The following is a 19,447-nucleotide window of genomic DNA, read 5'->3' as shown; positions in this document are numbered from 1 at the left end:
TTTTTTAAATATGGACATACCGAGCGGTCGGTATTTCTGTGCAGGTTTACTCGTTTAACTTATAAATTTTATAAAAAGGAAATAAAATGAAACAACAAAAGGACGTGACTAACGATAAATTTAGTCGTTATGCTGAATGGGTAGTTAAGTGGCGTTGGTTATTAATTATAACGTCAGTACTTTTTGTCATTCTGCTCAGTAGTGGTACGCGATTACTTGCATTCAATAATGACTACCGTGTATTTTTCACTTCAGACAATCCACAGCTAATCGAATACGAAAAGTTACAGCGTACATATACTCAAATCGACAATATATTATTTGCTGTCGTCCCTGAGGATGGCGATGTATTTTCGACAAATGCATTGTCGGCGTTAGAAGAGTTAACCGCTGAAACCTGGCTATTACCTTATACCTTACGTGTTGATTCTCCGACAAATTTTCAACATACCAGCGCTGAAAATGATGACCTTTGGGTCCGAGATTTAATCACTGAAAGTGCATCAATGACAGACTTGCAACGAAATGAAGCTCGGTCTATTGCATTGGCTGAACCATTCTTGAACGGTCAATTAATTAATTCATCGGCATCAATCGCTGGTGTAAATGTTACGTTTCAGCTACCACAAAAGTCGTTAGATGAAATCCCTTTACTGGTTGGTAAAGCACGTAAACTCGTTTCTAAAATTGAAGACAAGTACAAGGTTAAGATCCATTTGGCTGGCATGATCATGTTAAGTCATTCATTTTTCGAAGCGGCAATGCTTGATATGAAAACTCTCGTTCCCGCGATGTATCTCATTATTCTACTTGTTGCTTTACTCTTGTTGCGTTCATTTACTGCAATATTGGGAACATTAGTCGTGATCATGTTTTCAATTATGTCGGGTATGGGAATGGCGGGTTACATGGGAGTTCAATTAACGCCGCCCGCGTTGGCTTCGATGACTATCATCATGACCTTATCAGTCGCAGATTCAATACATTTATTAAGTACGATCATTGTAAGTATGCGATCTGGTATGGATAAGTTAGCAGCGATTAAAAATAGTGTGCGAATAAATGCGTCACCGGTGATTTTAACATCTGTTACGACAGCGATTGGTTTTCTTTCTATGAACTTTAGCGAATCGCCCCCGTTTCATGATTTAGGTAATATAACCGCGATAGGTGTTATGGCTGCTATGTTGCTCTCGTTAACTTTATTGCCTGCGATGATGCTAGTACTGCCTTTACGCGTTAAACAAATTAAAACAAAATCAAGTAACAGAATGGAAGCGTTAGGCCGTTGGGTTATTCATAAACAAAAAACGATTTTAATTGTATCAACATGCGTATCGGTACTGCTGTTATCTTTCATCCCTAAAAATACGCTCAATGATAATTTTGTAGACTACTTTGATAAGTCGATGGCGTTTAGACAAGCAAGCGAAATTATTGATTCCGAATTTACAGGTGTGTATCAGATCCAATATTCACTGGATTCTGGCGAAGCAAATGGTGTCAGCAACCCTGAGTTTATTCAAAAAGTAAGTGATTTTACAGACTGGTTACGCGATCAATCTGAAGTTAGACATGTTAATACTATTACAGATACGTTCAAACGTTTAAATATGAATCTGCATAGTGATGATAAGGCGTACTATCGTTTACCTGAAGATGCAGAGTCAGCAGCGCAATATTTATTACTTTACGAACTGTCGTTACCTTATGGATTAGATCTAAATAATCAGCTTAATGTAAGTAAGTCTTCTACACAAGTTATTGTTACAGTTAGTAATATGCCATCAGGTAGTCTTATTAATCTTACTGAGAGAGGAACCGATTGGTTAAAAATCAATGCGAATATCGATGCAATCGGTGTCGGTCCAGCTGTCATGTTTTCACATATTTCAGAGCGAAATATACAAAGTATGATTGTCGGAACACTGCTGGCGGTTGTGATTATTTCCGTACTCATTGGGTTTGCATTGCGCAGCGTTAAGTTAGGACTTGTCAGTTTGATTCCTAATTTATTACCGGTTGGTTTAGCGTTTGGTTTATGGGGACTGTTTATCGGTGAAGTGAATCTTGCTGTTGCCATGGTGACTGGTATGGTTCTTGGGATTGTTGTTGACGATACCATTCATTTCTTAAGTAAATATCAGCGTGCACGTAGTGAAAAAGGCTTATATCCAGAAGCCGCTATTTGTTATGCATTCTCAACGGTGGGCACTGCTATTGTTGTTACTTCATTTGTTTTAATTGCCGGATTTAGTGTATTAGCACAATCAAGTTTTGGTATGAATTCTAGTATGGCGATCTTAACTGCCATTGCAATTGCTATCGCTATGATTGCAGATTTCTTATTACTTCCTGTCTTGTTACTAAAAATAGAAGCGTGGAGTAGTAATAGAAAAAGCACTGTAATACGTTAAAAAATCGAAAGCTAAATTAGCATCAGCATAATATAAGGATATAAATAATGAGCATATTTTACAGTACAAACAACAGTATCTATAGCAATGAGATGAATAACCACAAAAATAAATCAGTAAACAAGAGCCGATTACGTTGTTCATTACTCGCAATATCATTACTTAGTGTCGTGAATACACCAACTGTTTTAGCTGAAACGTCACAAGAAAAAGGGTTGGCGATTGTTGTTGAAGCAGATAAACGTGATCAAGGATTTGGAGATTCTTCTGCTTCGATGGAAATGATATTAACCAATCGACATGGTGAGCAGTCGATACGCATCATGCGCAATAAAACGCTAGAACAGGAAAATGACGGTGATAAATCCCAGATTGTGTTTGATAGCCCAAGAGACGTAAAAGGTACCGCTTTTTTGTCATATACACACCGAGAAGGCGCGGATGATCAATGGTTATACTTACCGGCCTTGAAGCGTGTTAAGCGTATAGCATCAAGCAACAAGTCTGGACCATTTATGGGCAGTGAGTTTGCATTCGAAGATATAGCGTCACAAGAAGTGAATAAGTATACTTATAACTATTTGAAAAATGAGCATTTTGATGGACGTGAACATTATGTCGTAGAGTTTGACCCAAAAGATTTAAAGTCAGGGTATTCACGTCAAGAAGTCTTCTTCGACACTGATGAATATCGAGTCTGGAAGGTAAATTACTTTAACCGTGGTGGTGAATTACTTAAAACGTTATCAATAAGTGATTTTAATCAGTACCTCGGTAAATACTGGCGTGCTGATACTTGGACCATGATAAACCATAAAACAAGTAAAAAGACGGTACTCAAATTTCAAAATTGGAAATTTAATAATAACTTTTCTGACCGTGATTTTAGTCGTAATAGCTTATCGCGCGCGAGGTAATAAAGGATGTATAAAATATTACCTTTACTTACAACCTTCGCATTAACGGGATTTATACCAAATGGAGTCAGTGGTGAATTTTCAGGACACATAGGACTTGAAGCTACTGCGTTTTTTGAGCCTGCAATTTACGAAAACCAAGAAGACACTTATGCGTCGTTGAGCACTAAAGTCAATTATTACCATGATTGGGATAATGGTTATCAGCGTTTTGAAACGAGTATATTTGGTCGTGTCGACGGTGATGATGAACGAACGCATGCTGACATACGAGAGCTATATTATTGGCGTGCTTTTAATCGAATTGAGTTATACATCGGTGTTCGTCAGGTTTTTTGGGGGGTAACCGAATCTGCACATCTTGTTGATATTATTAATCAAACTGACTTAGTAGAAAGTATCGATGGTGAAGAGAAACTCGGACAAGCTATGATTAATACATTTTATGAAACAGACTATGGTGCTTATGAATTGTTTGTTTTACCGGGTTTTAGAGAGCGTACATTTACGGGTGAAGAGGGTAGATTAAGGCCAAGTGTTATCGTCGATCAGGGTAACGCTACATACGAATCAGATAAAGAGCAGTCACATATCGACTATGCTTTTCGTTGGAGTCATGTTGTCGATGTTGTCGATGTTGTTGATATAGGCCTGAGTTATTTTAATGGTACCGATAGAAACCCAACACTAACACCAAATTTTGGTGGTAACGGCGTTATCGAATTAACACCTTATTACCGACAGATCCAACAATATGGCCTTGATGTTCAAGCGACGATTGAAAGCTGGGCTTGGAAAATGGAAACCATCGCCGTGATCCCTGATAGTGATGATAATTATTTTGCTTCTGTGTCTGGCTTTGAATATACCCTTGTTGGGTTCTCTGGTAGTAGTACCGATTTGGGACTTATTGTTGAATATCAATATGATCAGCGTGATGCAGACTCGGCGAGTTTACAACAAAACGATATTGTACTGGGGACACGTTGGTTACTAAATAATGCAGACAGTACTGAAATATTATTAATAGGCAGTGCGGATCTGGATGACAGTTCAGTCATTATGTCGGTAGAGGCACAGCATCGATTAACAGATAATTGGAGCGTGAGTGTTGAAGCGAGATATTTTGGAAACGCTTCATTAGGAGGTGCGACTTATGATTTACGTAAGGACAGTTATGCAAGAGTCGAATTTAATGGATATTTTTAAATAGCTGGTTTTGGTAGTGCAGTAAGAGAAAAGTCACTGGCAGAATCGTAACATATACGAATAGTTATGTAATAATAAGGTTCTTGACTCTACTCTTTATAGATAACAAGGATCTTATCAATGAATCAACCCACCTCTGAAAATGAATATCTACATGAACATGCCGATCTATTAATATCAAGTTATCAACGCCTAACGGGTAAAAATCTCATTGATAGTCGTCATGTCGATATTGGCAAAGCTTTATTTTACGCTGACTTTGTCGTAGTATCACATGGCACTGAAAGTGATCCGATATTTAATTATGGCAACAAGTCGGCATTAAAATCATTTGAACTTAGCTGGTCAGAATTTGTTGCTTTACCATCGAGAAAGTCAGCAAAGCCCCTAGACAGAGATGAAAGACAGGACTTATTAGCGAGAGTCACAGCGTTTGGTTTTATTGATGATTATCGCGGTTTACGTATTTCCTCTACAGGCCGTACTTTTTGGATAGAAAATGCAACTGTGTGGAATCTTATTGATAACAGTGGGGCTTTTCGTGGCCAAGCTGCTATGTTTAAACCATAGACTTGCTAAATTACATTCTGTACAATCAGTTTCAAGCTAATTCAGTATTTCAATTTTGCAATTAGTTTCCCTTCGTATAACCCTAATGATATGGATTAGGGGTTTCTACCAGGAACCAATAATTCCTGATTACGAAGAGTTTAGTACTTTAGTACTTTTCTCTTTGTAGTGTCTGTTATTAAAGAGAAGTACTTAATAAATTTTATTAGGAACTTAATCATGAAACAATTTATTCAAAATTTACCAAAAGTAGAACTTCATTTACACATCGAAGGTACGCTTGAGCCAGAGCTTATGTTTGAACTTGCCGCACGCAATAATATCGACATTCCCTTCAAGTCATTCGAAGATGTGAGAGATGCTTACAATTTCCATAATCTGCAATCATTTTTAGATATCTATTATCAAGGGGCGAATGTATTAATCACAGAACAAGATTTTTTCGATCTTACCTGGGCTTATCTAGTCCGTTGTAAACAAGACAATGTTGTTCATACCGAGGTATTTTTCGATCCACAAACACACACCGAACGCGGCATTAGTTTTGATACTGTTGTTAACGGCATTCATAACGCCTTATCAACAGCTGTTGAAGAACTCGGCATTACAAGCCAATTGATAATGTGTTTTTTACGTCATCTCGATGAAGAGTCGGCATTTATAACATTAAATAAATCACTTGAGTACAAAGATAAGATCGTCGCCGTCGGGTTAGATTCGTCAGAAAATGGTAACCCGGCCAGTAAGTTTGAACGTGTTTTTAAAGCCGCGATTAATGAAGGTTTCTTAACAGTTGCGCATGCTGGAGAAGAAGGCGAGGCGAGTAGTATTCGCGATGCATTAGCGCTGTTGAAAATTACGCGTATTGATCATGGTGTACGGTGTTCTGATGATGAGATGTTAGTTAAAGAGTTAGCAACACTGCGAACGCCGCTAACAGTTTGTCCGTTATCAAATATCAAGCTTAAGGTATTTGAAAAAATGGAAGAACATAACATCGTTGAATTATTACGAGAGAATGTATGCGTTACGATTAATTCTGATGACCCGGCATACTTTGGCGGTTATATGACAGATAACTTCATAGCAGTGAGTAATGCGCACGACATGTCAAAATCAGAAATCGCACAATTTACTTTTAATGCCATTGAGGCCAGTTTTATTTCAGAGGATGAAAAAGACCGTTTAGTTGCAATGAATACAGCCTATTTAGCGCTGAATAAATAACTATATCCCCGTAAAAGTCTCGTTTTTATGGGGATTGAATTATAACTGTATATGTATACAGTTATAATTCAAGCTAGCTTAAATCGATACTTATCTTCTTAAAACCAATCTTTTGTGCATTAGCAGCTGCGGCATCAATACTCTTAAATGCACGTGGTGTATTTGATTCTTCACGTTGTGACGTCATCACATGTACATTTTTATTTGTCGTGTTTGCAATTAAGATATAACCGTCCATTAATGGTGCGCGTTTTATAGTGACCGCTTTAAGACCACCATTATCAAACAAAACTTTCAATTCTTTGAGTTCCAAACTAATACATGCCTTTGATGCTACAAAATTAAGGTCTGTATTTTACAATCAAACCTAGATATTTAGCAATCAAAATTTAAATTTGATTGTGTATGAAATCGTAAGGCATCACGCATATTTTATGTTTTCTAAGACTTATATATGACCATGATTCTAGACAGTTTCTTATAGATAGTTTGGTATATTGTTGATTTTATTGAAGTAGCTTTCGAGTTGAGCATTTTTATTTATTGCTTGGGGCAATGAATAGAGGAGTGATATTTTATAAGAGATGGTCTGACCTTGAGGTTCTTCGATGGGAATAGTCCGGTAATAGGATTAACCGGACTATTAATTATTTAAAAAGAGGGGAGACTTATTAAATTAGTTATTTATCTCTTTTGAAACCAGTACACCTTCTTTGCTGTAATCTTTGATTTCGCCAGATTTAACTCGAGCAATAAACGAATGTAGCTCTTTTTTCACCACTGGCATTAAGAAATACAAACCGATGATATTGAAGATAGACATTGCAAAGATAGCCGCATCAGAGAAATCAATTACAGCGCCAAAGCTAACACTTGCACCGACAACCACAAAGCCACAGAACATAATTTTATAGACAAGTTCCGTAGTTTTGCCTTCACCGAACAGATATGTCCAAGCTTTAAGCCCATAATAAGACCATGAAATCATTGTTGAGAAAGCAAACATCACCACCGCCACAGCAAGAATATACTGGAATATATCTGCCGTTTCAGTAAATGCTGCAGCTGTAAGCGTTACGCCACTTAGCTCGCCGTTGTTCATACCTGAAATTGTGATAACTAAAGCCGTCATGGTACAAATGATCACGGTATCAATGAATGGTTCAAGTACTGAAACTAAACCTTCAGTCACAGGCTCTTTGGTTTTTACTGCTGCATGCGCAATGGCTGCTGAACCCACACCGGCTTCATTTGAGAATGTCGCACGTTTCATACCTTGGATTAATGCACCAACAAAACCACCGGCAACACCAGCACCAGTGAAGGCACCTTCAATGATTTGTGCAAATGCATCGCCAATCATAGATGCGTTAGATACCAACACAATAACCGACATGCCTATATATAACAGAGCCATTGCTGGAACTAATTTACTTGTTACTTTCGCAATTGATGGCATACCACCAATAATAACCGAGCCAACCATCATCGCTAAAATAACGCCTGTAACCCAGCCATAGCCGTCAGGTATACCCAGAGCTTGTACGATCATTGCGTTCGCTTGGTTGCCTTGGAACATGTTGCCGCCACCGAGCGCGCCTAAAATAGTCATAATTGCAAAGCCGACAGCCAGGAATTTACCTAGACCAGCAAAACCACGTTCTTTTAAACCTCGGCTCAGGTAATACATTGGACCACCCGATACTTCACCGTTTGGTAGCTCGTTACGATACTTAACACCAAGTGTACATTCACAGAACTTTGAAGCCATACCAAGCAGGCCACACAGGATCATCCAGAAAGTGGCTCCAGGACCACCAATGGCGAGCGCTGCACCAACGCCAGCAATATTACCAAGTCCGACTGTACCAGAAAGTGCTGTTGTTAAGGCTTGGAAGTGAGAAACCTGGCCAGGTTCGTTCTTGTTCGGATCTGTGAAGTCACCTTTGACGATCTTAACCGCTAAACCAAAACGTTTGAACTGAACAAAACCAAAATAAAATGTGAAAATAATGGCCGCAATAAATAACCAGCCTACAATTATGGGGAAGTTTGTCCCATTAACAGGAACTGAGGTGAAAATAGTGTTAGCAAACCAACTGAGGTTTTCATTAAAGAACTGATCAACAGCCTTATCAAACCCGACTGGTTCACTGGCGGCAAAAGCCGAAGAGGTAAACATGCTTAATATTCCAGCAAAGTAGCAACTAACCTTAGAGATCATATTCAATTCCATCCATGTTTTATCTTATTTAAGCGATACCAATAGAATAATTCACTATTCAATATGGTATTTCCCGCTCCATGGCAAAATAAATTAGCAATAAATAAACATTTACTCAACAATCGGCGTTAGCATGTGATGGTGCCTTGCGCTGCAAAAAAGTTAAATTACCAGCGTTATGGTCTGCCAATTGGTATGATTACCAGTTAATACCACTGGTAAGTGGTGTGTGGCGGATGATATGCGATTAACATAATATTGATTACAATTTGTTAACTTTGTCACCTTTTTTCAGCGTATTACTCTAAAATAGTTAGTTAATTTGGACGTAAGTACTTACAAGTGGTTAGTCAGTTTAAGTTCTTAAATCTGGTTTTTTAAAGGCTGAATTATACTTAATATACAAATTATCAGATTGCCTGATCCTGTTTTATTCATCGATATTTATAGCTTAATTCGCCTCTAAAATTGATTAAATAACGTATAATTAGTACGGCGTTATTATTTTAGTGACACATCTCACCACGAGAATGATTTTGATTTGCAATTGATATCAATTCTCATTAAGATTGATTTATCTTATAAATTTGAGGTCGATTATGGAATTGCAGCAATGCTGGATGCGTTATCTGAGGGCTGAAGAGCTAATGGAACAGGGCCATTGGCCTGAAGCTCATCAACTATATGGGGAGGTTTTAGACAATCTGCCCATACATATTCATCAGGCTTTAGAAAACGAGCATATTAAACCATGCCAGTTTTCATGCTTGTTATTAGGATTAAGAGATGCCACTGTCGCACAGTCTGAAATTCTCAATCAAATGGGGCAGCAGAAACGCGCATTTGCAACATTAAACCAGTCTTATGCGCTATTTCAATTTATTTCTCTTGAAACAAGTGATCTTGTTCAACGAACAATGACACTTATCGATAATAAAAGTGAAGATATTTTACGCCATATGGCCGCTTTTTGTCACGCTCAACATGATGATCAGTGGATGCTTCAATACGAGCATATCCAAAAAGCGCATCATCACTTTGCTAAGTTAAGAGTGACCTCAGACTCACACCATTCAACGCATCTCTTAAATTGATAAGGACCTATCATGCTAAACCAACCTATTCTTCAAGTTCGTAACCTTTCCGTCAGTTTCACAACCAATGACGGAATGGTTGATGCGGTGAAAAATGTTAACTTTGATTTGAAATCTGGTGAAACGCTGGCTATTGTCGGCGAATCGGGTTCGGGTAAGTCAGTATCATCCAATGCTTTGATGAGCCTATTACCGGATAATGGGACCGTCTCATCTCAATCTAGCATTATTTTTGAAGGCCAATCGATCTTAGATAAAACAGAACGTCAAATGCAATCTATCCGAGGCGACCGTATTGGCATGATATTCCAAGAGCCGATGACCTCTCTGAACCCATATTTAAGGGTAGGAACTCAGGTTGCTGAAGCGATGATGTGCCATCGAAAAGTATCGAAGAAGCAGGCTAAAGCACATGTTTTGGAACTTTTTATTCTCGTTCGTTTACCAGAACCAGAGCAAGCTTACAGTAAGTTCCCACATGAATTTTCAGGCGGGCAGCTGCAACGTATTATGATTGCAATGGCACTTATCAATGAACCTGACATTTTAATTGCTGATGAACCGACCACTGCGTTAGACGTTACGGTACAGGCAGAAGTTCTGGATTTAATTAAAGAGATACAGAATAAAATGGGCATGGCTATTTTGTTTATTACACACGACCTCGGCGTAGTTAAACACCTTGCAGACCGAGTGCTCGTTATGTGTAAAGGTGAGATCGTCGAAGAAGGAGAGACCGGATTACTTTTCCGAGAACCACAGCACGAATATACAAAAATGTTAATTAACTCGATCCCGAAAGGTCAAAAACAGCCAATTAAAGCAACGGCGACAGAGCTGCTTAGCGCTGAAAATATTCACGTTCATTACCTGGTTAAATCTCACTTCATCCCAAGTAAGTGTGAATATTTTGAGGCGGTGAAGGGAATTTCACTCACACTGAAGCAAGGTGAAACCTTGGGTATTGTCGGTGAGTCTGGCTCAGGTAAATCGACTCTAGGCCGGGCTATCATTGGCTTGTTACCCTTTACAGGTAATCTCTCCTATAAAGGTCAAGATCTCAATTTACTCACTGATAAGGAAAAATTTGAACTCAAAAAAGACGTACAGATGGTTTTCCAGGACCCGTACGGATCTTTGTCTCCGCGTATGACAGTTGGCGAAATCATTACTGAAGGATTAAGGGTGCACAAACCTTTGATGTCCAAGCAGGAACGCTTACAAAAAGCCTGTCTCGCGCTCGAAGAGGTACGCTTAGAACCAAACTCAATCAATCGTTATCCGCACGAGTTTTCAGGTGGTCAGCGTCAACGAATTGCAATTGCGAGAGCACTGATCTTGAATCCGTCTTTTATTTTATTGGATGAACCTACCTCTGCGCTTGATCGCTCTGTTCAGCTCACCGTGATTGACTTACTTAAAGAGATCCAGGTAAAACATAACATTGGTTTCATCTTCATCAGCCATGATCTTTCAGTCGTCAAAGCATTATCTGACCGGGTATTAGTGATGCAAAAAGGCTGTGTTATGGAGCAGGGAACGGCTGAAGATATATTTCATAATCCTCAGCATGATTACACTAAAAAACTGATTAATGCTTCCTTTGACTTGGATGAAGAACCGGTAGAGGTGGTCGCTTAAGGTGTATTAAATCAAAAATAAAATGCCCCAACTCTGGGGCTATACGAAACCCTCTAACGGCCTAACTTTCGATAGCTCCTATCACTAACGATCTCGTCAAATATTGTAAATACAGAGCCTGCTTGTTTACACTGAATGCTACAAGGCCCTTGACGAGTTGGACTACACTTTCAACATATATTGCGGCTAATGACGTCGATAATACACTAATAGGGATCTTCATTGAGCAACCGTCTAAAGCGTTTGCTAATTTAACCGCCATACAATTAGCAAGTTTTGTTTTTAGTTGTAATAATGCTTGTGGCCAATCTTTATCGAGCTTAAAATTCATCGGGCGTCTAAAATTGCTATTATTAGAAAATATATTCAGCATATAACTTACAGAAGGGCGAGCCTCATTACTTAACCAGTCATCTTTACTCGTTAAATCCTGAAGTAATTGATCAAAAATACCGTCATGCATGGCCAGTAACACTTCTAATTTACGTTGGTAATATCGATAAAAGGTTGTCTTGCCAACATCAGCTTTCTCAATAATCATCGCAACAGATATATCGCAATAATCTTTTTCCCTCAATAATTCGGTAAAAGCCTTAACTATGCGTTTTTGACTACGATTTAATGTTAATTTTTCTTTCTGCATAATATTTACTTGGTTAAACCTAAAGTCACTTCATATCAAAAATATTTTAACGTATTTAGCAAATAAGTTAACTATCCGCGTGGGACGTTTACCCTAAATAGTTCCATTTGGAACATATTTACTACATTGTATCTGAAAACTTGAGTGTAAATTTGTAAAACTACAGCTAAATAAACAAATATGGAAGGCATAATGAAAGAGACAGATAACAGACGTAATTTCTTAAAAACAGGTCTAGCTTGTTCTATGGGGCTAGGTGTAATGGGCACAAGTTATTTTACCAGTGCAGCACAAAACAAACCATTACTGGCACATAAAAATGCTAAACAGAATCTTAGTACGACTAAGCTCAATGTTGGCATATTTTTATATCCAAATATGACCATGCTGGATGCTTATGGCCCCTTGCAAGTATTAGCTTTAGTTCCAGAGTTAAATACGTTTACGTTTGCAAAAACATTCGGGCTTTTACCGTGTGATGCAAAAATACAGCTACTCCCTAACTATGGATTCAGTAATTGTCCTCCCATCGATATTTTGATTGTGCCAGGTGCAGCTAACCCTGCAGAACAAATGCAGGATGAAGTTGTTATTGAATTTTTACGGCGCGTAGGAAGTAACGCTAAGTATGTCACTTCTGTGTGTACGGGAGCATTGATCTTGGCCAAAACGGGTTTAATAGATAATTATCAAACGACTATACACTGGGCATATGCCGAGGCCCTAAAGGCTTTCCCTAAGGTTACATATGTCGATAGTCGGGTTGTCATTGATCGTAATCGTATTAGTGGTGGCGGTGTAACTTCTGGTTTGGACTTTGCTTTTAGGTTAATTGGCGAAACTGTTGGAGAAAACCGCGCTAAAGCGATGGAATTACTACTTGAGTATGATCCGCAGCCTCCTTTTAACAGCGGTGATCACAATAATGTTGCTCCCGATTTAAAACGAAAAGTTCAAGAAAAGGTTTACGATATTGCTGCAGAGTTATTTTAATTGGTAACAAGGAATTACAAACATTGACAAAGCAATGATTGCCTTAAAATTTAAAAATAATTAAAATTGATACCGTTTAATAGTAAGCCAAATATAAAAAGAGTTAGTTATGTTGAAAAAAATATTCGTTGCCGTATCGACTGCATCACTTGTTGCTTGTGGTGGCGGAGGCGGCGATCAAACACCACCTCCAGCTAAACCTAAAGTTAGCGTACCACAAATGTCTTTATCGGCGGTTAAAGGTAGCGTTGCTAATCCAGATAGTTCAGCGACAAAAGCGTTAGCTGGGTATGCAGCAATGCCACTCACTGACTCGTTTGATGCTCGTTTTAATACCACAAATTGCAGCAGTGCGCTTAGTCTTTTCAACATCTACTCTTTAGGCTGGTCCGATAAATTTAAAGGTGGGCTTACACCGAAACAGATCTTAGATATGAAAGGCTTCTATGGTATTAGTGGGGCTAACGGTATTGTAGATTATTCCGCTTATAGTAAAGAAATGATCGAAGCTAAAGACTGGATCAGCTATTTCTATTACGGTGCTAACTTTCAAGACTGTGAAGCTAGACGTGATAAGGAATACGACAGTATTAATAAAGAAAGTAACGACATTACTGAGCTACGTTATCAAACGCATACAAAAGCAGAAGCGAAAGATAACACACCAGAACAGACCCGAAATAACTATACGGCCTGGCAGATAGATAAAACAAATAACACCCTTGTTGGTCTTATTAGTAATGTTACTCACTTCACCAAAGATGGCGGTAAAATCAAAGAACAGCTGAAGAGTTACCGATGGGATACAGGTCGCGCTGTTGATTCTATTTCTATTGGTGATATGTTCGTTAATAGCTATTTCTTAGAGTCTATTGACAATAGCACGCTAGATTATCAGGTGGTTGGCGGAAAGGTTATTGATAAATATGCAAAGCCAAAGAGCACAGATATAGACCAATACTACGCGGTCAATTTAATCTCAGCTCATTTCCCTGGTATTGGCACACAAGTAAATTGGTGTGTTCGTGGCAGCCAATTTGTAAAAAATAAAGAAACACCAATTACAGCTGAAAAATACAAAGAAATCATTGATAGTGGCGATCTTGATACTGCTTACTGTGACCCGTTTGATGCTAAGGTTGGTCAAGTTCGTTACTACGATACTAAGGGTAAAAAGCTAACTGATAGTTCAAGTATTGCAACTGAACTAAAAGCTAAACTAGCATCAGGCAATGTTGTTAAAGATAAGCTCGATGAATTAGTCAATAACAAAAAACTGTACCTTGGTAAGTCACAACAAGAGTACTTTCAAGATCTGTCTTTATCTAATCAAGTCGATCAAATTAAAGTAGATCTTAAGCCTTAATCATAGCTTAGATCTATAGCTGAACGTAATCGAAGGGTTCATCCTACGTGAGCCCTTTTTAGTTTAAAACAACAAAGTATTTCCAACTTCATTTCTCAGTTATAAAACCCCATCTTTTGCATTTTAGTAGCGAATCCCTCTGAACTTAAAAATCTATATTTCACATTGTTTTCAAAGGCTTAGTGTTAATTTAAGAATATTCATATTTATTATTGATTAACTCTAGTATACCTTACCTATATAGCTCTTTTAATATTATAAAAATAGCAAGGTTAAAACTTATGTTAGTAGGAGTGATCATAAATACCATCATACCAATTTAGAGTGTTTTAAAATGGATTAGCTTCGCTATTATAGAGTCGTTCTTAAAATAAATCATTCGAGAACGGCTCTTATTCACTAATACAACTAGCCTAATATACTGTAGCTAGAATACAAACACTTATAAGGATATATAGTTTGAAAATTAATAATATAGCTAAGATATGTATAATTTCTGCCATCGCAGTTTCATTTAACTCTGTTGCAGCCCCTAATCATTGGAGTGGAAGCATTGACGGTATCGGGGATAAAGTGTTGCCCACTGGTATAATAAATAAACTGTGTAATGATATTGACGGTTGTGAACTAAGATTTATATCTAATAAATTATCATCAGGTGCTACGGAAAGAATCAATTTAGGACATATAAATTTTGGCGCTAAAAATGATTCATTGGATAGCACCTCTTTTTATTTTAAAGAACTAAATTCTAGTTCTTCATATCATGTGACTTTAGGAGATGGTGTGCTAGCTCCATTTAACTTCTGGGGTAAAAATTTAGAATGTAAATTACAAGATGGACTCGGTGATATTCAAGGCTCAGGCCATCAGACTGACCCAACGACGTACGAAAATAAATTATACCTATCGAATAGGGATGAAGATACTCAGTGTATTGTAATGATTAGAGATTAGAGATTAGAGATTAGAGATTGTTAAAAAGGCTTTAACGGCTTCCCAAGATGATTCTAAGTCGTTAAGGCCTCAAACCGTTAATTTAGCGACTTTACAACCAATCATGTTCATCGCTATAATGTATTAATCATTTCTACTGGAGCTAACGCCATAATGAACAACTAACTTCCTGACATCCAATTAATATCATCATTTGGACACTCGGGGTTAGTGGGCGTTACTTTCGTCATCTCTTATCTTGCAAAAATTGCATATATTATCGTAATTGAATTTCTATTTATCTACGATGATCGTATCTAAGTAACGTCTTGCCAATCTATCTTTATAGAAAGGCGAACCCCTATTACATTTTATTACGTAAAGGGAGGCATTTTCATGCCTGTATTAAGTACACATCAACTGTCATTTCAGCTCGATACTGGGGAATGGCTATTTCAAAATTTAAACTTCAGCTTAACCAGCCGTCTTACAGGATTAGTGGGGCGAAATGGCATTGGAAAATCAGTATTCCTTTCTCTATTAATGAGGAAACTCACCCCGGTTAACGGTTATGTAACGAGCCAAGGTAAAATTGCTTATTACTCACAATTATCTTCTCACCTTTTGGATGGGGACTTACGTATTGCGGACTTCTTAGGTATTAGCAATAAACTATTGGCTTTGAAAGCGGTTGAACAGGGATATTGTTTGCAAGAATATTTTGATTTAATTGGAGACGATTGGGATATAAAAAATAAAACAAAACATACATTAAAAAACCTCAAGATCGACCCTAATCTTAATGCGTATTGCCATACTTTGAGTGGAGGGCAATTAGCACGCCTACAACTGTATCAATTGTTTAATTCGGACGCCGAAATATTGTTGCTAGATGAACCGTCTAATCATCTTGATTATGAAGGTAAGCAATGGCTAATTAATCAACTTAAACAATTTTCAGGACAAATACTTCTGGTGAGTCATGATAGAAGTTTGTTAAGTCATGTGGATGGTATTTATCAGTTAACGAGTCTAGGTCTCGGATTTTTCAAAGGGAATTATGATGCCTATTCAGCGCAATCCTCTACACAGGCTGAAGCATTAGAGAGACAAATTACTCACGTTAAAGCAGAACAAAAAAGGGTGGAGCGTCAAGCACAAACGAATAAAGAGAAGGCCCTGCAACGGGAACGTCATGGTAATAGAATAAGGAAATCGGGTAGCCAACCTAAGGTTCTGATGGATGCGAAGAAAGATAAAGCAGCACAAAGCCGATCTGCGGCAGTGATTAATCAACAGAATCATTTACAACGAAATCAAGAAAAATTACGTGTTATGGAACAACAGAAAGAAGTGTTGAAACCACAAGTGTTGTATCTGCAACAAGCAAGTCAAATTAAGAAGAGAAGATTATTGAATATCGAAAATTGTCAGTTGTATTATGGCTCTGGGAAACCGGTTTCACTCATTCTATTTCACGCTGATCGGTGTTATTTAAATGGCGCTAATGGATGCGGAAAATCAACTTTATTGAAAGCAATACAAAATAACCACTTAAACTATTCTGGTGTAATAGAACTGAATGTAAAAACAGTATATTTAGATCAACACTTTGGATTACTGAAGCTTGAAGAATCCATGCTAGATAGCTTAATTAAAAGCAGTGAAGAACTGACTGAAAATACTGCCCGGGTTTTACTTGCTGGGATTGGGTTTCGGCGCGACTCTGTATATCGAAAAGTAGCTCATTTAAGTGGAGGTGAAAAAATGAAGCTATCAATGCTGGTGGTTAGTCACCTTACTCATTCACCTTTATTACTGCTAGATGAGCCAGATAATCACCTAGATATTGAGTCTAAACAAACCTTGGCAGCGGCATTGAATGCTTATAAAGGGGCATTCATTTTAGTCAGTCATGATGAGGATTTTATCGCAGAGGTTAGAATAAACAAGTATATCGTGATGTGATCTTATGATATAGCAAAGCCGAATAAATATTGAAAAGATGGTAAATCGTTAGGCGTTACCATCTTTAAAAAATTAATTTATAACATGAACTTAGGACCATTAAACGTGTTAACTGGATTACCACGTTCGAGATCCCAGTGCTGTTGCCAACGCTGCTTTTCTTGTTTTGTCATATCATCTAATTTTTTAGATTCAATTTTTTGAAATAGTAATGCTTTGGCCAAACGCTTATTTGCATGCTGACTGCGTTCGCTCTCTATACGGACTGATAAGCCGGTAGCGATATGAGTTGCTCTAATTGCGGAATCTGTACAATTAACATGCTGTCCTCCAGCACCTGATGCTCTACAAGATTGAAACTTAATTGTTTGATCTAATTGTATTTCATTTACTTCGAACATTTTACCACTAAAGAACCAATTTTTACGTTTGTGCTTGGGGCGATAAGGACTTTGACAAACCCATTGCATTACACCTTGCCAAGATATTGCAATTGCTTTTGCTTGGGCTTGACTCTGATTATCGCCAAGTTGGATTAATACTGATTTATAGCAGCCTGATTTTGAGGTTTTAGTGATATCAATAACATCAAATTTAAGTTTATCAATATCACATTGCTTTTCAATCGAACGAAAAGCCAAACCAACGGCTTTACTACATTCCAGTGGCCCTTGGCCTGCTGATAATTGCAATAATATCATGATGAACAATCTCCATTTGTTTTGAAAGTGAGTACTGGGCGTAGTTTTGCAATTATCTTAACTAATCCAGCATCGACCATATCTCCGACAACACTGGCACAATCCTTATAGGCCTGTGGTGCTTCATCATAAAGTAATGTTTTATTGCCACAAATAACATGACTGCCTAGTGCTGTTCTAATCATATCATTACGCTTGTATTTATGGCTTAAACGTCCTTGGCATTCACCACGCTTCCATTTTCTTCCTGCACCATGTGCTAATGAAAACAAGCTTAAGTTTGATATATCAATATTTGATAAAAGTGGCTTTACAAGGTAAGTGTAGTCGCCCCGGGAACCTGGTATTACCACGCAGCCTTGATCGCTCGGGGTGGCACCTTTACGATGTAACCAGCCAGATTTCCCGTTGATATTTTTGGGTGACACCAAATTATGGTTTATATCAAGGATACAATGACCTTGAGATTTAATTGCTGTTAAGAAGCGTTGTGCAATGAGCTCTCGATTAAGTTCTGCCCAGCGTACAGCTTCATTGTGCTGTGATAAATAATGCTCGAAATCAGGACCGTGTGTTACAAGACCATCGTGATTACACTGTGTTATATGTTCAACTAATATAGATTGACCAACCCCCCTAGAACCTGAATGAACAAGTAGCTGTAAGTGCCGCTTGTCTAATCCCAGAGTATCGAATATTTGTTGATCATAAATGTCTTCAATAGCCTGAAATTCAGCAAAATGATTACCTCCTCCAATGGTTCCAAGGGCATAGTCAAAGTTTGATGTCTTAATTGATTTGTCATTTTTCCTGGCTTCAATCGTGGAAGACCAACTTTCGTCTAGTGGCAATTCAATGTTGGCAAACCGCTTTGATAGTTTGGGTAAGTTTATTTTTGATACTTTTGCTGACGTTTGCCAAAGTGACATGCCACAGCCTATATCATTACCTACTAATGCTGGATAAATTTTGTTTTGAGTGTAAAAGGCTGCACCAATTGGGTAACCTCTACCTGGGTGTAAATCAGGCATACCTGCAGCTTGAAGCATGCCTGATAAAGTTGATGTTTTAACAAGCTGTTCGATCGCAAGGCCTTCAATCCAAGTATTTTTGGATGCAATAAGGCTAATATTGTCAGTAATTTTTTGGACGGATTTGCCCATAATACCAATTCCTTTAAATAGGATTTAAACGTAAAACGAATTGGCAGGTCTGGTGTTTTTGGTGTGAACTGAAAAACAGATATTAGGTATTAGACTTTCTTAATGTAATAAGAAATAGCTAAATAAACCCGCTATCGGATAAGACCTGCAAAGGATGTCGATGTAATTGTCATAATATTTCTCCTTTACAGTTGAGTGGGGAATTTAAATAAATAGATTTTAACGCGGAGATGATAATCGGTTTACTATAATAATGCAATACTATTATTTTCAATTAGTTAGTAATAATAAAAGAGTTAGTGCATATTTTTTTATAAAGATGATTTTTACGTAGTGCTACGTAGAATCTGAATGAGCAATCAGTATCCTAGTCAGCAA

General features: G+C 37.8%; 16 protein-coding genes and 1 riboswitch. Of the genes, 11 read left to right on the top strand and 5 right to left on the bottom strand.

Annotation, left to right across the window (positions count from 1 at the left end; genetic code table 11):
• Window positions 1-86: 86 nt before the first annotated feature.
• From HWV03_RS11330 to HWV03_RS11310, 5 genes are all read left to right on the top strand, one after another.
• Entirely contained in the window at window positions 87-2,417 is a 2,331-nt protein-coding gene (locus HWV03_RS11330) for an efflux RND transporter permease subunit (protein ID WP_211676007.1), read from the top strand.
• A 47-nt stretch (window positions 2,418-2,464) separates the two neighbouring features.
• The gene (locus tag HWV03_RS11325) at window positions 2,465-3,334 is read left to right on the top strand and encodes an outer membrane lipoprotein-sorting protein (protein WP_255546773.1); all 870 of its coding nucleotides are present in this window, start codon (window positions 2,465-2,467) and stop codon (window positions 3,332-3,334) included.
• Window positions 3,335-3,340: 6 nt separating this feature from the next.
• A complete protein-coding gene (locus tag HWV03_RS11320; RefSeq protein WP_211676006.1) occupies window positions 3,341-4,543 on the top strand; it encodes a hypothetical protein in 1,203 nt (400 codons plus the stop codon).
• A gap of 120 nt (window positions 4,544-4,663) precedes the next feature.
• Entirely contained in the window at window positions 4,664-5,113 is a 450-nt protein-coding gene (locus HWV03_RS11315) for an MEKHLA domain-containing protein (RefSeq protein ID WP_211676005.1), read from the top strand.
• A 52-nt stretch (window positions 5,114-5,165) separates the two neighbouring features.
• Window positions 5,166-5,265: riboswitch (purine riboswitch) on the top strand.
• Window positions 5,266-5,332: 67 nt separating this feature from the next.
• Window positions 5,333-6,340 carry an adenosine deaminase gene (locus HWV03_RS11310; protein WP_211676004.1) on the top strand — a complete coding sequence of 336 codons (1,008 nt, stop codon included), beginning with the start codon at window positions 5,333-5,335 and terminating at the stop codon, window positions 6,338-6,340.
• 73 nt (window positions 6,341-6,413) lie between these two features.
• Here HWV03_RS11310 and HWV03_RS11305 read toward each other — a convergent pair whose 3' ends face one another.
• Window positions 6,414-6,653, bottom strand: coding sequence for a plasmid replication protein RepB (locus tag HWV03_RS11305; protein ID WP_211676003.1), 240 nt, complete (start codon window positions 6,651-6,653; stop codon window positions 6,414-6,416).
• 363 nt (window positions 6,654-7,016) lie between these two features.
• The gene (locus tag HWV03_RS11300) at window positions 7,017-8,564 is read right to left on the bottom strand and encodes an alanine/glycine:cation symporter family protein (RefSeq protein ID WP_211676002.1); all 1,548 of its coding nucleotides are present in this window, start codon (window positions 8,562-8,564) and stop codon (window positions 7,017-7,019) included.
• Window positions 8,565-9,163: 599 nt separating this feature from the next.
• Between HWV03_RS11300 and HWV03_RS11295 the strand changes: the two genes are divergently transcribed.
• Together HWV03_RS11295 and HWV03_RS11290 are read left to right on the top strand one after the other, a co-directional pair.
• Complete coding sequence (locus HWV03_RS11295) at window positions 9,164-9,658, top strand: hypothetical protein (protein ID WP_211676001.1); 495 nt, start codon at window positions 9,164-9,166, stop codon at window positions 9,656-9,658.
• 12 nt (window positions 9,659-9,670) lie between these two features.
• Window positions 9,671-11,299, top strand: coding sequence for an ABC transporter ATP-binding protein (locus HWV03_RS11290; protein ID WP_211679921.1), 1,629 nt, complete (start codon window positions 9,671-9,673; stop codon window positions 11,297-11,299).
• 61 nt (window positions 11,300-11,360) lie between these two features.
• Here HWV03_RS11290 and HWV03_RS11285 read toward each other — a convergent pair whose 3' ends face one another.
• Window positions 11,361-11,942, bottom strand: coding sequence for a TetR/AcrR family transcriptional regulator (locus HWV03_RS11285; protein ID WP_211679918.1), 582 nt, complete (start codon window positions 11,940-11,942; stop codon window positions 11,361-11,363).
• A 192-nt stretch (window positions 11,943-12,134) separates the two neighbouring features.
• Between HWV03_RS11285 and HWV03_RS11280 the strand changes: the two genes are divergently transcribed.
• The 4 genes from HWV03_RS11280 (at window position 12,135) to HWV03_RS11265 (ending at window position 17,205) form a co-directional block, all read left to right on the top strand.
• Window positions 12,135-12,935, top strand: a complete 801-nt coding sequence (locus tag HWV03_RS11280) for a DJ-1/PfpI family protein (protein WP_255547167.1) — start codon at window positions 12,135-12,137, stop codon at window positions 12,933-12,935.
• Window positions 12,936-13,044: 109 nt separating this feature from the next.
• Entirely contained in the window at window positions 13,045-14,301 is a 1,257-nt protein-coding gene (locus HWV03_RS11275; RefSeq protein WP_211679915.1) for a hypothetical protein, read from the top strand.
• Between the two features lie 459 nt (window positions 14,302-14,760).
• Window positions 14,761-15,258, top strand: a complete 498-nt coding sequence (locus HWV03_RS11270) for a hypothetical protein (RefSeq protein ID WP_211679913.1) — start codon at window positions 14,761-14,763, stop codon at window positions 15,256-15,258.
• Window positions 15,259-15,633: 375 nt separating this feature from the next.
• Entirely contained in the window at window positions 15,634-17,205 is a 1,572-nt protein-coding gene (locus HWV03_RS11265; RefSeq protein ID WP_211679910.1) for an ATP-binding cassette domain-containing protein, read from the top strand.
• 77 nt (window positions 17,206-17,282) lie between these two features.
• Here HWV03_RS11265 and prfH read toward each other — a convergent pair whose 3' ends face one another.
• Window positions 17,283-17,906 (bottom strand): peptide chain release factor H, encoded by a 624-nt coding sequence (gene prfH, locus HWV03_RS11260; RefSeq protein WP_211679907.1) that lies wholly within the window; start codon window positions 17,904-17,906, stop codon window positions 17,283-17,285.
• Entirely contained in the window at window positions 17,903-19,069 is a 1,167-nt protein-coding gene (locus tag HWV03_RS11255; RefSeq protein WP_211679904.1) for an RNA ligase RtcB family protein, read from the bottom strand. Before HWV03_RS11255 ends, prfH begins: the two co-directional genes overlap by 4 nt.
• Window positions 19,070-19,447: the final 378 nt, after the last annotated feature.

Origin of the sequence: Moritella sp. 36, assembly GCF_018219415.1 — a bacterium.
Lineage (GTDB): Bacteria > Pseudomonadota > Gammaproteobacteria > Enterobacterales > Moritellaceae > Moritella.
The sequence above is the reverse complement of the archived record's forward strand: the minus strand, read 5'-3'. Positions and strand labels throughout refer to the sequence as shown.